We start from the raw sequence: 14,385 nt of genomic DNA on the forward strand, positions 1-14,385 counted from the left end.
GACGAACGCTTTGCGCATCGCCATGCTGGCGCCGATCTCCTGGCGCACGCCGCCGCGCCATTACGGCCCGTGGGAGCTGGTGACGAGCCTGCTGACCGAGGCGCTGGTGGCGCGCGGCGTCGACGTCACCCTGTTCGCCACGAAAGACAGTCATACGGCGGGTACCTTGGCCGGCGTCTGCCCGGCGCCGTATTCCGAGGATCCGACGATCGACGCCAAGGTCTGGGAACTGCTGCACGTCGCCCATGTCTTCGAGCGCGCCGGCGAATTCGACCTGATCCACAACCAGGCCGATTTCGTGCCGCTCGCCTTCTCGCGCCTGGTCGACACGCCGGTGGTGACGACGATCCACGGCTTCTCCTCGGAGCGTATCCTGCCGGCCTTCAAGGCCTATGAGGACAAGGTCCACTATGTCGCGATCAGCGCCGCCGACCGGCACCCCGATCTGCGCTATGCGGCGACGATCCACCACGGCATCCGGATCGAGGATTTTCCGTTCGATCCGGTCGGAAGCGACGACCTGCTCTTCTTCGGCCGCATCCACCCCGACAAGGGTGCGGCCGAGGCGATCGCTGCCGCACGCGCAGCCGGGCGCCGATTGGTCATGGCCGGCATCATCCAGGACCGCGGCTACCACGACGCGCAGGTCGCGCCCGCGCTCGCCGGCGAGAGCGTCGTCTATCTCGGCCCCGTCGGCGGCAGCGCCCGGACGCATGCGCTCGGCTCGGCGAAGGCGTTGCTGCACCTGATCAACTTCGAGGAGCCGTTCGGCTTGTCGGTCATCGAGGCGCTCGCCCGCGGAACGCCTGTCATCGCCTCAAGACGAGGCTCCATGCCGGAGCTGATCGAGCATGGCGTGACCGGGTTCCTGGTCGACAGCGTCGAGGAGGCCGTGGCTGCGATCGCGCGCCTCTCCGAGATCGACCGCGCCGCCTGCCGGGCGGCGGTCGCGGCGCGCTTCACCGTCGAGCGAATGGCCGATCGTTATCTCGAGCTCTATCGCTCCATCCTCGGATGAGGCCCGTGCCTCCCGGCGGATGGAGGTGCGCCGGTCCGGCGGGCAGATGCAAAAGAAACAGCGTGCGCTCTCCTCGGCCCTGGCCTAGGCTGCGACTCTGCTTCGACATGACTTGCCTGGATTCGTTCCCAGGCAGCCGCGGCAGCTGCTAGCCGGCCGCGCTGACACGAGCACCTGCTCGCCTTTCCTTGCAAGACATCCGCGCCTGCAACCACGCATGCACATTGCGACGGGCGACTGCCCTGCGAGATGCCCAGCTTCGGCCGGTACGACCCGAGATCGCGTCCAGCGGTCTCCGAACGAGGACCAGAACGGCATGTCAAAAGGCGAACGACGCGGGAACCGCGAGTCCAAGAAGCCGAAGCAGGAAAAACCCAAGGCTGCAGCACTTGCCCCCACCAGCCTTGTCGCGGCAATCGCGAAGGCTCCGGCTTCAAAAAAGAAATAGCGTTTTTCGGCAGTGGTCCCCTGGGGCCAGGCGCATGCTGCGAGCCTCGGCCAACCGACAGGACAGTGATGATCCGTTTCAGGACGATCGAGCCGAAACCGGCCGCAAACACCAACAAGCCGGTTATCGCCCCGCAAACGGCAGCCGCGCCGACTAAGCCGGCGCCGGCGTCGGCTGACGACGATCGAAAGATCGCAATGCAACGGCCACGGGACCCGGAGAAGCCCGCGGGTCCGTCATCGGCAGAAAAGCCCGAGCAAGATTAGAACTCGGAAGCCGTCAATCGGTGGTAGCTCCGGCGCTTGCGGGCATAAGCTGCCCCGGCGGCCTTCTGAATGGTGGCAAGATGCCCATCATACGCCCTCAGCATCGACGCTTCGTCCGGACCGGCTGAAGCGTCGATGCCGTGCAACGCCGCGAGCTCGACCTCGAATGCAATCTCCAGAGCGGAATCGGAACCCCAGAAACAGACGCAGTTTCGCGCGGCGTCATACCGTCGGATCGGATTAGGGAAGTGGAGGCTCATGAGATCATCCTCGAAGGGGGCTGATCGAATTCAGGCATGTATCGTAGGCAGGCCCAGATATTCGGTTACGGGGCAAGAAGTCGCCAGTCGCGGTGCCGAGCGACTGGCGAGCAATCTCAGGTTTTCGGAATGCCGAGAGCTGCCGCGCAGGCCTTGGCTACGTCCGAATCGGGCGATGAGCTGCCCGGCATTGTTGCCCATCCTCCTTTGGCGATGAAATCACCCTGCTGCCAGGAGCTGATCTTCTTGAGTTCGACGAGCTGTTCGGTCGCATTGTTCTGCTGCTGGAACCTCACCACGCAGATCGGCGAGAGAGCCGCGACAAGGGCGGCATTCGAGCGTGCCTTGGCTTCTCGTTCTGCCGTGCTCTGCGTCACCCAGCCGCCCCAGGTGAAACCGATGACGGCGAGTGCAATAGCCCCGCCGACGGCGCCCCAGGCGGCCGGCTTCAGGTCTGCTGAAATTTTCATGATGTCGGACTTTCCGAACCGGAAGAAGCCTTCCGTAAACGATCATAACACAGCCCTGGATAAAATTGCTGAGCTTTATTTCGTTTTGTATTTTCAGCTACCGCGATCGAATCGTCGTGAAATAAACCTGCACATCCGGCGCCTCAATGCTGGGTGAATTCTTTGTGCTCATGACATTTTACTGAGAAAAGCTCTTCGGCTCCACAAAGCGCATCCTCGGCCGGGCCATGGCGTTCACAGAACGCGCTGTCCGCGGCCATCCCAGCACAACAGTCGGCAAGGCCTTCGATGGGACTTCGATGGCGGCGGCTGGCGCAGCTTCACCACGGCCAAGGGGCAGCAGGTCGTCGAGTTTACCGGCAATATTAACGCGGTGCTGCATGCGACCGCGGTCCAGCGACTCTGTCAGGCGGCCGAAGAACTCCAGAAGGGTGCCAGCTCCAAAGCCCATGGCGACCAGCTCGAGTTCAACTACCGGCTGACCATCTTCCCGGTCGCCTATCGAATCTCGACGGCAAACCGGAGCTCCAGCGGCTGCTGCAGAAATGGGAATGCGGCAAAGTCGAACAGGTCAACCTGGCCGGACCATGGGTCGGCATGCTGCCGACCTGCAAGGAGCAGCGCCTGCCAATGCGTCAGGGCAAGCGCCGCAGCTCCTTCCGACTGGCCTTTGGGCACCGATTGCAGGCCGGCGCGAAAGATCTCGGCGAGGTTAGGCGGAGCCGAAGAGGGTGAAGCCGACCTGCGCCCGGACGAGCACTTCGAGCTCGATCCCTTCCGGCAGGAAGAGCGGGATCGCCGAGATCGAGGTCGCGATGGCGCTGCAGAGATCGACATTGAAGCCGACCCGTTTGCCGCCCGGGCCGGGGATGCCGAAGCCGGGATTCGACGGGCCTTGCACGGTGCATTTGAGTGGGGCTTTTTCGCAAGAATCCGATGCCATAACAAATAGATAGATCACCGTTATCGCGTCCGATCGGACGCGCGGTGATCTAGGCAAGATCTCTGTTTCGATGCTGCCGAGGCGCGACGCCGAAGCGGTTGCGGAAGGCCCGGTTGAACACCGACAGGTCGTTGAAGCCGACCGAATAGGCGATGGATGCTATGCCCTCGGCGGCGCGGCGGGGGTCGAGCAGGGCGCGGCGGCTCTCCTCCAGCCGCGTCGCCAGCAGCCAGCGCCCGAAGCTCTGGCCCGTTGCGGCGAAGCGCGCATGAAGCGTGCGCACCGAGATGTTGAAATGGGCCGCGACGGCGCCCGGCGACAGCGTCTCGTCCCCGAGCCGTCCGCGGCAGAAGGCGAGGATCGCCTCGTGCAGGCGATCGGGACGGGCCCCGGCGCCGGCATCGCTCGAGAGTCCGATCAGGTTGCACAGATTGTCGGCGAGCAGGCTCGCGGACATCTCGTCCATGGCCTCGCCATGGCGCGCCAACTCCAGGAGATGACGCCTTGCGAGCGATATGAACCGCGAGGTGAGCGCGATACGGTGCGGGCGGCCACGCACGAGCCAGGGCGCCTTGAGCAGAAGCGTGCGGCGCGGCAGGACGGCGACGACACGCCGGACATCTTCCGAGAATGAGAGGCGGAATGGCCGCGCCCCGTCGACCAGGCCGATCTCGCCGGGCTGGAGCAAGAGCCGCTCGTCGCCCTGCGAGAGCCGGCATTGGCCTCGCTCCTGCAGGCTGACGAGAACGCTGTCGTCGCCCTCCGCGACATGGCGGGGGGTGCGCACGACATCGTGGCGCGTCGACCGGAAGCTCGCGATCCTGACATCGCCGAAGCTGCGCCCGACGATGGAGCCGTGGAAGGCCTCCTGCGGGTCAGGCGCCTCGGTCGTGACGTTGAGCACGGCACGGCACACCGTCTCGCGCCAATAGTCGAACCCGGAATCGGGCTCCAGACCTTGCGTGCCCCAAACAATGGTCCCCATGACCTTCTCCGCCCGGCAGCCGACAGAACCCGTCCGGACGCGCCCAGCTTTTCATAAGAATGGCTTGCACTCAAAGCCGGATTTTTCTGCGCGCATCGCCGAGACCTCGCCTGCCTCCGTTTCTAGCTTTCCGCTCGGAGGACAGACAGGCGATGCAGACAGATTTCACGGCCGCGCAATTGCGCGATCCCGCGATCCGGGAAGCCGCCGACATCCTCGGAACCTGCGTGCATTACGGCTTCTGCACCAACACCTGCCCGACCTATGTCCTGAGCCGCGACGAGAACGAATCCCCGCGCGGGCGCATCGACCTGATCCGCGAGATGCTGGAGAGCGAGGCGCCGCCGAAGGCGCAGACCGTCGCGCATCTCGACAGCTGCCTCTCCTGCCTGTCCTGCATGACCACCTGCGCGGCGAAGGTCGACTACGCGCATCTGATCGACCGGGCGCGGGTCCATGTCGAACGCCGGCATCGCCGGCCGCTCGCCGAGCGCGCCTTGCGAGCGCTGCTCGGCTTCGTCCTGCCGCGGCCGCGGCTGTTTCAGGTCGCGCTGGCCCTCGGCCGTCTCGGGCGGCCGATACAAGGACTGCTGCCGTCGCGGCTCAGGCCTGTCCTCGCGATGATCCCGGAGCGGACGCAAGGGCGGATACTGGCACCGCAGGTGTTCGAGGCCGAGGGCGAAAGGCGGGCGCGGGTGGCGCTGCTCGCCGGCTGCGCCCAGCAGGTGCTCGACGGCAACATCAACACGGCGACGATCCGCTTGCTGACGCGGCATGGCTGCGAGGTCGTCGTCGCGGCGGGGGCCGGCTGCTGTGGCTCGCTGACGTTGCATATGGGCCGTGAGGAAGAGGCCATGGCGGCCGCTGCCGCCAATGTCCGCTCCTGGATGCGCGAGCGTCGTGGCGAAGGGCTCGACGCCGTGATCGTCAACGCCTCCGGATGCGGCACCACGGTGAAGGACTACGGCCATCTCCTCGCCCGGACGGAGCTTGCGGGCGAGGCGAGGGAGGTCGCCGGCATCGCCCGCGACGTCACCGAATTCATCGCCGGAATCGGGCTGCGGCCGGCGGCGCCGGAACGTCCGCGCTTGCGCGTCACCTATCACGACGCCTGCTCGATGCAGCACGGCCAGCGCGTCACCCGGCCGCCGCGCGACCTGCTGCGCGCCGCCGGCTTCGAGGTCGTGGACGTGCCGGAGAAGCATTTCTGCTGCGGCTCGGCCGGGACCTACAACCTGCTCCAGCCCGCGACGGCCGAAACCCTGGGCGGGCGCAAGGCCGGCCATATCGACAGCACGGCGCCGGACGTCGTGGCGGCCGGCAATATCGGCTGCCTGACGCAGCTGCGGCGCTATGTCGGCGCGCCGATGGCGCACACCGTCGAGCTCCTGGACTGGGCGACGGGCGGCCCGCTGCCGCCGGCCCTGGCCGGCGTGGCGTTGCAGAGCCGGCCCGCGCCGCAGCCGGAGGAGGCGCCGGCTGCGGCCGCCGCCCCGGCGCCGAACGACGACGCCGGCTTCTGGTGAACGGCGCAGACACACGAAAACAGAGGGGAGACGCCGGCATGGCGGAGGCATTCTTCAACGAGGTCGCGGCGACGATCGGCGCCGAATGGATCAACCGCAGCGAGGAGACGCTGCGCCGCTATGGCGAGAACACCATGCCGGGCGGCGACCGGCGCCCGCTCGGCGTCGTCTATCCCGGCAGCACGGCCGAGGTGCAGGCGATCGTGAGGGCGGCGAACCGCCACGGCGTCGCGCTCTATCCGGTCAGCACCGGCAACAATATCGGCCTCGGCAGCCGCTCGGCAGTGCACGCCGGGCAGGTCGTCCTCGACCTCGGGCGCAGGATGAACCGCATCCTCGAGATCGACGAGACGCTGGCCTTCGCCGTGGTCGAGCCCGGGGTCAGCTACCAGGCGATGTATGACGAGCTGGTCCGGCGCGGCGACAAGTTCATGGTCGACGTCACCTCCGGTCCACCGCAAGGCGGCATGCTCGGCAACGCGCTCGACAAGGGCGCCGGCTACGGCCCGTATTTCGACCATTTCGGCTTTTCCTGCGGCATGGAGGTCGTGCTCGGCAACGGCGAGGTGTTGCGCACCGGCGACGGCGCACTGCAGGGCTCCGAGCTGCCGAACTGGCACGTCAGCAAGTACAGCTTCGGCCCGATCCTCGACGGGCTGTTCGCCCAGTCGAATTTCGGCATTGTCACGCGCATGGGCATCTGGCTCCTGCCGCGCCCGCCGGCGGTCCGCAGCTTCCATTTCACCTATCCGGATGATGACGACCTCGCCGAGATCGTCGACATCTGCCGGGCGCTCAAGCTCTCGAATTTCGTGCCGACGCTGCTGCGCGTCGCCAATGACGTCTATCTCTGCGGGTCCGAGCACCCGAGCCCGGATTACAGCCCCGGCGACCGCGCTCCGATCTCCGAGGCAGGCAGGCGTGCGCTGCGGGAGAAGGACGGGCTCGGCGCCTGGACGGTGTCGGGCGCCTTCTACGGTCCCAGCATGGCGGCGCTCGAGCCGCAGATCGAGCGCGTGCGCGCCGCCTTCGGCAAATCCGGCAAGGCGACATACATCCCGCATGAGGAGGCCCTGGGCTTCCATGCCCTGCAGGTCGCCATCAACGCCTGCTCGGGCGTTCCCGGCGTCGGCGAGCTCGGCTTGCTGAAATGGCGTCCTGGAGGCGGCAATCTCTGGTTTCTGCCGGGCACGCCGATGGTCGGAAGCATCGCCAATGAGTGCCAGCGCATCTCGCGCCGGATTTATGCCGAGCACGGCATGGATTACATGATCATGAACGTCTGCAGCGCCCGCTTCGCGCGCGGGCTGCACGTCATCACCTTCGACCGCGAGAATCCCGACGAGAACGCCCGCGCCAACGCCTGCTACGAGGCGCTCGCACGGGCCTATGCCGAGCGCGGCATCTTCGTCGGCCGCGCCCCGCTCGACTATCACGCGCTCCATATGGGCCAGGCCATGCCGGCCTTCCGCGACAGCTGCACGGCGATCAAGGCCGCGCTCGATCCGGCGGGCGTCATCGCACCCGGGCGCTATGGCATCGGCTGAGATCGAACCGACCAGGGAGGAACCAACGACATGCCCAAGACCCTCAGGACCACTGCGAGTGCGCTGGCGCTGCTTTCGGCCCTTTCGACGATGGCGGCCGCCGAGCCGGTCAAGTCGATCAAAATCGGCCTGGTCACAACCTTGACCGGGCCGCCGGCGGTGCTCGGCCAGCATACGCGCGACGGCTTCCAGCTCGCGATCAAGCAGCTCGGCGGCAAGATCGCCGGCATCCCCGCCGAAGTCCTCGTCGTCGACGACGAACTGAAGCCGGAAGTCGGCATCCAGCGCGTGCAGCAATTGATCGAGCGCGACAAGGTCGACGCCATCGTCGGCATCGTCTTCTCCAACATCCTGATGGCGACGGCCCGGCGCATGGTGGACGGCCAGACCGTCTTCATCGGCACGAATGCCGGCCCGTCGCCGATCGCCGGTGCGAGATGCAGCCCCTATCTCTTCTCCGCCGCCTATCAGAACGACCAGAACGCCGAGGCGATGGGGCGCCACGCCACGCAGAAGGGCTATCGCAAGATCGTGGTCGTCGCGCCCAACTATCAGGCGGGCAAGGACGTCGTCGCCGGCTTCAAGCGGGAATACAAGGGCGAGATCGTCGACGAGATCTTCGTGCCGCTGACGCAGCCGGACTTCTCCAGTGATCTCGCCAAGATCGTGGCGGCGAAGGCGGACGCCGCCTTCATCTTCATGCCTGGCGGTCTCGGCGTGACCTTCGTCAAGCAGTGGCGGCAGGCCGGCGTCACGCTGCCGATGCTGTCGGCCCATACCATCGACGAGACGAACCTGCCCGCGCTCCAGGATGCGGCGGTGGGAACGTCGGGCGTCACCAACTGGTCACCTGCGCTGGACGTGCCGGCGAGCCGCAAATTCGTCGACGCCTTCAAGGCGGAGTACAAGTACACGCCCGCCAACTATGCCGCGCACGCCTATGACGCCGCGATCTGGCTGAACGCCGCGGCGACCTCGTTGAAGGGCGAGATCGCCGACCGGACGAAGCTGATCGAGGCCCTGCGCAAGACCAAGTTCGACTCCGTGCGAGGACGCTTCGAGGTCGGGCCGAACCAGTTCCCTGTCCAGGACTATTACCTGGTCGCGGTGAAGAAGCGCGAGGACGGCAGCTTCGCCACGGAGATCGAGAGCAAGATCGTCGAAGGGCTGCCCGACGCCTATGGCAAGGACTGCAAGATGCCGTTCTGATCGGACGGGGAGACCGCGCCGGAGGTGGAGATATGATTAGCGGACGCGGCCGCTGGCAGGTTGGCAGAGAGCCAGGGGCGGCTCCCGGCGCGCCCGCACTATACAAATCGTCAGTGCCAACAATACGCGGTCAGAAGACCGGATATGGATTGGCCTTTCCTGCCGGGCGAGGCGAACCTCGCTCTGGAGGTAGCGCTTCTCGCAAGGTCAATCGTCAACATGGTCGTGGCCGCCGATGCGGCCCGGCCGCCAATAGCCTTCCGAGGCGATCGCGGTCTTCGGCATCCCCGATTGCGCGAGATGATGCCGCCAGGACCGGACATTGCTGGTCTCACCCATGAGGTAGGCCTGGCCTCGGCCGGCGGGAAGCGGCAGTGCGCGCAGTGCTTCCAGCACCAGCCCGTTCGGTCCGGCAGGAACGTCGTCGCGCGCAAGCCAGCGGCAGGTCAATGTCGCAGCGGTCTCGATGGGTGTTTCGCCCTGCTCCGAGGCGGTCTCGATCAGCGCATGGACGATCGTGTCGGCAGGGACCCTCTCCAGCATATGGAGCAGGGCCGGCATGCCGGTCTCGTCGATGCAGAACAGGTGCCAGTCGGCGTCCGGCGCGATCACGTTGCGCCCGCGCGGGCCATGAGCGAGCAGGGTGTCGCCCGGCTGCGCTGTACGCGCCCAGCTCGGCGCCGGGGTCGAGCCGTGCAGGACGAAATCGATGGCGAGCCGCTTCGCCTCGCGATCGAGCCAGCGAATGGTGTAGTCGCGCCGGCCGGTGCCGCCCTCCGGCAGCGGCATGCGCAGGACCAGCGCCTGGCCCGGCCGATAATCGAGTTGGTCGAGCGTGTCGGCGGTGAAGACGACCCGCCGGAGTCGGGGTTCGACATCGAAGGCCTCGACGACGGCAAGGTGCCATTCTTCGAGGGCGGGACGGGGCGAGGGCGCGGTCGGCATATCGGTCATGGCAGCGAGATCCAGTAGACACCATCGAGAGGGAAGGGCTGGAAGCGTTCGTGCAACTGGCGCAGCAGTCCTTCGGGATCGAGATCGGCGAAGAGGGCCGGGTGCATCCATCTAGCGAAGGCCTGCACTGCCGCGACGTTGAACGGTGAATTGTAGAAGTGGTGCCAGACCGCGTGCGCGCGGCGCTGGCGCACGGCCTCGAGCTGGGCGATGCCGGTGCGGGCCATGGAGCGCGCCAGGCTGGCGCGCGCCACCTCCGCTGAAACGCCCGCGCCGAGCGCGAGCCAGGGCTTGCTGCCGGCAGAAGCCGCGCCGCCGATGGCGGTGCCGACATAGACCTGCGGCGGATGGGCGATGAGCCATTCCAGGCTGACGGTGCCAGCTTCGCCCGGCACCATCGGCTCGGCGATGTTGAAGCCGCCCGCCGCGGTGACGAAGCGGCCGATCATGCCGCGCGTCATCGTCTCGCAACAGCTTGAATCGAGCCCGACGCGGCTTTCGACGAAGACGCCGACGGGGGCGGGCCTGGCCTGCTTCAGCCGGTCCTCGACCTCAGCCAGGGCCGCACGCCAGACGGCGAGGAATTCGGCAGCCTCGCGCTCGCGGCCGAGCACCTGGCCGAGCAGCTCCAGCGATTTCGGCGTGTTGACCAAGGGATCGCTGCGGAAATCGATGAAGACGATCGTCGTGCCGGTTTTCTCGAGCGCCGCGATCACCTCGCCGGAGCGCGTATCGGGACCATGGCCCCCGAGGCCGAAGATCGCGACCTGCGGCTTCAGCGCGATCGCCTTCTCCAGGCTGAAGCTTTCCTTGGCGGCGCGGCCGACCCGGGCGATCTCGGCGATCTTCGGGAAGCGCTCGCGATAGCGGGCATAGTTCGCCGGATCGACGGCCTCGTAGTCGCCCATCATGCCGACGAGGCGGCCGACCGGATCGTCGCGGTCGAGGATGGCGAGGGCCGGGACATAGCGGCCCTCACCGATGATGATGCGCTCGACCTTGTCGGGAACTGTCACCGTCCTGCCGGCGAGATCGGTCACCTGCTTTGCATCCGCCATGGCGGGTGGAAGCAGGAGGGACAGGCTGAGCAGGATGGCGCGCAACATGCGTTGGGAACCCGATGTGGTTTCAGGCGAGCGGCTAGAAGTCGACCTGGGCGGAGAGCACGTAGGTCCGGGGCGCTCCGACCGCCAGGAAGCCGCGCGCGGCGGATGCCCAATAGGTCTTGTCGAAGACGTTCTCGACACTGGCTCTGAGCACCACGGGCTTGCCGGCCGGGCCAGTGAAGGCATAGCGCAGGCCGAGGTCGAAGCGCGTCCAGTCGGGGACCGATTGCGTATTCGCCTGATCGTAGAACATCTTGCTCGTGTAGATCATCCGGCCGGTGAAGGTGAGCCCTCGCACCCAGGGCAGATCGTACTCGCCATAGAGGTTGATCGCGGTGGTCGGGATGCCCGGCGCGGTCTTGCCGTTGAACCGGCCGCCGGCCGTGTCGGCGAGCTCGGCGTCCATGAAGGTGACGCCACCGAGCAATCTCACGCCTTCGAAGGGCTCGCCGAACACCGTGAACTCGGCGCCGCGGTTGACCTGGAGGCCGCTCACCGAGAAGCGGTTCGTGCCTGGGTCGGTGTAGGCGTTCGGCTGCCTGATCTCGAAGAGCGAGGCCGTGACGGCGACGGTGCCGAAATCGTATTTGACGCCGACCTCGGTCTGCTTGTTGACGACGGGGGCAAAAACCTCGCTGGAGTTGATCGCCGTGGCCGGGGCGCTCGGCCCCTCGGTCAGGCCTTCGATATAGTTGGCGTAGATCGAGAGCTTGTCGGTCGGGCGCACGACCGCCGCTATCGCGGGACTGAACCGCCCCTCCTTGTAGGTCGAGGCGAGGGAACCCCGGGTGGGAACGGGGCGCGTGACATAGCTCTGCAGGTCGATGTCCTGATAGCGCCCGCCAACCGTCACCTGGATCCGGTCTCCGGCGATCGAGAGCGTATCGGCGACCGCCAGGCTGCGCAGCGTCAGCCTGGTGAAGAGCGGCTGCCGGCTGGAGCGCGGGAAGCCGAAGGTGCTGATGGAATCGCGCGGCAGATGAACCGGAGCGTAGATGTTGGTCTGGAAGGTCGGCAGCGCCGGCGGGAAGAATCCGCGCGAATAGTTCTCGTTGATCGACTGGGACGCGGAGATGTTGATCTGATGGTCGATGAACCCGGTTTGGAACTTCGAGCGCAGGCCGACCTCGCCCGAATAGCCCTGCAACTCCAGCGGCATGATGGCGAGGCTGTTGGTGGCGCGGCCATCCATGCGGGTGATCTGGTAGGACGAGGACAGAAAGTCCTCGAGATAGCGGCTCGCACCCGCGGCGGCGTAGATCGTCGTGTCGGGCAGGATGTCGAATTCGACGCGGCCGGCCGCCATGTTGTAGCGGCTGTCGTTGTATTCGAGCGAGCTCGAGGTGTTCCTCCGCCCGTTCGGAGCCCTGGGTATGGCGATGTTCGCAGCCGCCGCGTTGAACAGCGATGTCGGCGCGGTGACGTTCTGGGTGGAGTGGGCAAGGTCGAACGAGGCGCGGAAGCGATCGCCGCGATAGTCGAGGCCGAGCGAGAGGTTGCCGACCTCGATGGCGTTCTTGTCGAGCGGCGTGTCGCCCTTGCGATAGGAGCCGTTGAAGCGCACGCCCCATTCCTTGGACGCGCCGAAGCGGCGGCCAACGTCGACCTGCGTCCACAATTGCGCGTCGCTCAGATAGGTCGTCGTCAGGCGCGTCAGCGGCTCGTCGAAGGCGCGCTTGGGAATGAGGTTGATCGTGCCGCCGATGCGGGCGACCCCGCCATTGAGCAGGGCGGTCGGGCCTTTCAGGATCTCGACGCGCTCGATGCCTTCGACGACACTGCGGCGCGGGTTGGCGATATAGGCGAGACCGTCGAAGGCCGTGTCGAGATTGACGACCGAGAAGCCGCGAATGAAGAACGAATCCCGCTCGCTGAACGCGGGGGCGTCGTTGCGCACGGATGGGTCATTCTGCACCACGTCGGCGAGCGACCTCGCCTGCTGATCCTGGATCAGCTTCGCCGTATAGCCCGTGACGTTGAAGGGTGTCGTCAGGACCGACCGGTTTCCGAGGAGACCGATCCGGGTCCCGGTTCCAACCTGGCCGCCGGCGTAAGGCGCGGGCGGCTGGCCGATGGTTCCGGTCGGCGGCGGCAGTCCGCGCGCGCCTTCGACCACCACCTCGTCGAGCGGGATCGCGCCGGCAGGCGCAGCGCCAAGCGCACCGGCGCGCGGCGCGGCCTCGACCGTGATCGAGCGCCCCCCCGTGAAGCGATAGGTCAGGCCGGTGCCGGCGAGCAGCCGCTGCAGGGCCGCTTCCGGCGCCTGCGCCCCGGAGACCGCGCTGGAGCGCTTGCCGGAGGCGAGCGAGGACGCAACGAAGATTTCGATCCGGGTCTGGCGCGAGAAGGCGATCAGCGCCGAGGAGAGCGCCTGGGAGGGGATGTTGATCGCAGCGCTGGTCGCCGCCGGCGTTTGAGCCAGCACTGGCTGCGTCGCGAAACAGCCCAACGCCGTGCCCGCCAGCAGCGCAGCCATCACCGCCGGCCGGACAGCCTGCTGTCCGACCTTGTTCCCGCTCTTCATCGTCCGATGCCCCTGTCCGCGATCACGCGAAGCGCCGTTCTGGCGCTCCCCTGCTGGGGAAGACGCTTGCGGGGCGAAAACTAATTAGGCAGTCGCGCGATTTTTCTTCACCAGGCGACGAGCGCGGCGAAATAGTCGCTCGCACGCAACAGGCGCAGGTCGAGATTGCGGGCGATCGTCTCGAGGGCCGCATCGGGGCGTTTGGCGTCGAAGACGGCGGTGATACGCCGCTTGCCGAGCTCGCCACCGAGCAGCTGGATCGTGCCGCCACGGTAGCGGCGCAGTTCGGTCAGGACGGCGTCGAGAGGCGCGTCGTGGAAGACGAGCTGGTCCTGCCGCCAGGCCTGGGCGGCATCAAGATCGGCCCCACGCACGGCAGAGACGCCGTTGCGATCATAGCTGACCTCCTGGCCGGCGGTGACGCCGACGGCCTTGCTTCCGGCTGCGCTGACCGCGACCTTGCTCTCGGTGACGACGACCGAGACCGCCTCGCTCTGGCCGATCTTCACATCGAAGGCAGTGCCGAGCACGGCGATCTGACCTTCGCCGGCGCTGACCACGAAGGGCCGGGCCGTGTCCCGCGCTACGGTGAAAAAGGCCTCGCCGGCGACCAGGGTGATGGCGCGTCGGGCGCCGGTGAAATCGACGTCGATGGCGCTCGCCGGCCCAAGTTCGACCCGCGATCCGTCCGCCAGCGCGACGACGCGGCGCTCGCCGATGCCGGTGCGGTGGTCGGCGAACATCCCGGCCGGCGGCAGGCGCCAGGCTGCGGTCGCGGCCAGCAGGAGCATCGCCGCAGCAGCTATCGGCCGCCATGACCGGCGGGGCCGATGCCGGGCAGGGCTGTGCGCGACGATGGTCGGCGTGATGGTCGTCGGCTTCGGCGCGGCGACCTGATCCAATGCCCCCCAGACGGCTTCGAGCTCGCGCCAGGCCTGCCCGTGCGTGGGACTGGCCTCCAGCCAGTCGGCAAAGGCGGCCCGATCCGATTCTGACGCCTCTTCGTCGCGCAGCCTGACGAACCAGGCGACGGCTTCGTCGTCGACGGTGCCAATGGGGCCCGTGTCCATCAGCGCGTCGGTCCGAGCCGCAATGCCGGTTTTCGCAGACGCATGGCGCGCCGATGCTC

The 14,385-nt window shown here is 67.0% G+C and carries 12 protein-coding genes; 4 read left to right on the forward strand and 8 right to left on the reverse strand.

The window, feature by feature from the left end:
- Positions 1–10: 10 nt before the first annotated feature.
- Positions 11–1,018: a glycosyltransferase family 4 protein gene (locus ASE66_RS24485; RefSeq protein WP_057192359.1), complete on the forward strand. Its 1,008-nt coding sequence runs from the start codon at positions 11–13 to the stop codon at positions 1,016–1,018.
- A gap of 710 nt (positions 1,019–1,728) precedes the next feature.
- Here ASE66_RS24485 and ASE66_RS24490 read toward each other — a convergent pair.
- From ASE66_RS24490 to ASE66_RS24515, 4 genes are all read right to left on the reverse strand, one after another.
- Positions 1,729–1,992 (reverse strand): DUF1488 domain-containing protein, encoded by a 264-nt coding sequence (locus tag ASE66_RS24490; RefSeq protein WP_057192360.1) that lies wholly within the window; start codon positions 1,990–1,992, stop codon positions 1,729–1,731.
- Positions 1,993–2,108: 116 nt separating this feature from the next.
- A complete protein-coding gene (locus ASE66_RS24495) occupies positions 2,109–2,462 on the reverse strand; it encodes a hypothetical protein (protein WP_057192361.1) in 354 nt (117 codons plus the stop codon).
- Positions 2,463–3,174: 712 nt separating this feature from the next.
- A complete protein-coding gene (locus ASE66_RS24510) occupies positions 3,175–3,363 on the reverse strand; it encodes a hypothetical protein (protein ID WP_057192364.1) in 189 nt (62 codons plus the stop codon).
- A gap of 91 nt (positions 3,364–3,454) precedes the next feature.
- Positions 3,455–4,390, reverse strand: a complete 936-nt coding sequence (locus ASE66_RS24515; protein ID WP_057192365.1) for a helix-turn-helix domain-containing protein — start codon at positions 4,388–4,390, stop codon at positions 3,455–3,457.
- Positions 4,391–4,542: 152 nt separating this feature from the next.
- Between ASE66_RS24515 and glcF the strand changes: the two genes are divergently transcribed.
- From glcF to ASE66_RS24530, 3 genes are read left to right on the forward strand one after another with little or no spacing between them, the layout of a single operon-like run.
- Positions 4,543–5,916 (forward strand): glycolate oxidase subunit GlcF, encoded by a 1,374-nt coding sequence (gene glcF, locus ASE66_RS24520; protein ID WP_057192366.1) that lies wholly within the window; start codon positions 4,543–4,545, stop codon positions 5,914–5,916.
- A 38-nt stretch (positions 5,917–5,954) separates the two neighbouring features.
- Positions 5,955–7,463 carry an FAD-binding oxidoreductase gene (locus ASE66_RS24525; protein WP_057192367.1) on the forward strand — a complete coding sequence of 503 codons (1,509 nt, stop codon included), beginning with the start codon at positions 5,955–5,957 and terminating at the stop codon, positions 7,461–7,463.
- Between the two features lie 30 nt (positions 7,464–7,493).
- Positions 7,494–8,672, forward strand: coding sequence for an ABC transporter substrate-binding protein (locus ASE66_RS24530; RefSeq protein ID WP_057192368.1), 1,179 nt, complete (start codon positions 7,494–7,496; stop codon positions 8,670–8,672).
- 207 nt (positions 8,673–8,879) lie between these two features.
- On the opposite strand, the gene ASE66_RS24535 is transcribed toward ASE66_RS24530, so the two are convergent.
- The 4 genes from ASE66_RS24535 to ASE66_RS24550 all read right to left on the reverse strand — a co-directional run bounded on the left by ASE66_RS24535 (position 8,880) and on the right by ASE66_RS24550 (position 14,326).
- Positions 8,880–9,626, reverse strand: a complete 747-nt coding sequence (locus ASE66_RS24535; protein WP_057192369.1) for a siderophore-interacting protein — start codon at positions 9,624–9,626, stop codon at positions 8,880–8,882.
- Positions 9,623–10,732 carry an ABC transporter substrate-binding protein gene (locus ASE66_RS24540; RefSeq protein ID WP_057192370.1) on the reverse strand — a complete coding sequence of 370 codons (1,110 nt, stop codon included), beginning with the start codon at positions 10,730–10,732 and terminating at the stop codon, positions 9,623–9,625. Before ASE66_RS24540 ends, ASE66_RS24535 begins: the two co-directional genes overlap by 4 nt.
- 34 nt (positions 10,733–10,766) lie before the next feature.
- The gene (locus ASE66_RS24545) at positions 10,767–13,208 is read right to left on the reverse strand and encodes a TonB-dependent receptor (protein WP_082613806.1); all 2,442 of its coding nucleotides are present in this window, start codon (positions 13,206–13,208) and stop codon (positions 10,767–10,769) included.
- Between the two features lie 155 nt (positions 13,209–13,363).
- On the reverse strand, positions 13,364–14,326 hold the full coding sequence (locus ASE66_RS24550; protein WP_156412317.1) for a FecR family protein: 963 nt from the start codon (positions 14,324–14,326) through the stop codon (positions 13,364–13,366).
- Positions 14,327–14,385: the final 59 nt, after the last annotated feature.

The sequence above is a fragment of the Allobosea sp. Root483D1 genome (assembly GCF_001429505.1).
Taxonomy (GTDB): Bacteria; Pseudomonadota; Alphaproteobacteria; order Rhizobiales; family Beijerinckiaceae; genus Allobosea.

What these genes read in the sequence shown, in the direction of transcription:
- ASE66_RS24490 (WP_057192360.1), bottom strand. Translation starts at nt 1,992, where the DNA reads ATGAGCCTCCACTTCCCTAATCCGATCCGACGGTATGACGCCGCGCGA.
- ASE66_RS24535 (WP_057192369.1), bottom strand. Translation starts at nt 9,626, where the DNA reads ATGACCGATATGCCGACCGCGCCCTCGCCCCGTCCCGCCCTCGAAGAA.
- ASE66_RS24545 (WP_082613806.1), bottom strand. Translation starts at nt 13,208, where the DNA reads ATGGCTGCGCTGCTGGCGGGCACGGCGTTGGGCTGTTTCGCGACGCAG.
- ASE66_RS24515 (WP_057192365.1), bottom strand. Translation starts at nt 4,390, where the DNA reads ATGGGGACCATTGTTTGGGGCACGCAAGGTCTGGAGCCCGATTCCGGG.
- ASE66_RS24530 (WP_057192368.1), top strand. Translation starts at nt 7,494, where the DNA reads ATGCCCAAGACCCTCAGGACCACTGCGAGTGCGCTGGCGCTGCTTTCG.
- ASE66_RS24540 (WP_057192370.1), bottom strand. Translation starts at nt 10,732, where the DNA reads ATGTTGCGCGCCATCCTGCTCAGCCTGTCCCTCCTGCTTCCACCCGCC.
- ASE66_RS24550 (WP_156412317.1), bottom strand. Translation starts at nt 14,326, where the DNA reads ATGGACACGGGCCCCATTGGCACCGTCGACGACGAAGCCGTCGCCTGG.
- ASE66_RS24495 (WP_057192361.1), bottom strand. Translation starts at nt 2,462, where the DNA reads ATGAAAATTTCAGCAGACCTGAAGCCGGCCGCCTGGGGCGCCGTCGGC.
- glcF (WP_057192366.1), top strand. Translation starts at nt 4,543, where the DNA reads ATGCAGACAGATTTCACGGCCGCGCAATTGCGCGATCCCGCGATCCGG.
- ASE66_RS24525 (WP_057192367.1), top strand. Translation starts at nt 5,955, where the DNA reads ATGGCGGAGGCATTCTTCAACGAGGTCGCGGCGACGATCGGCGCCGAA.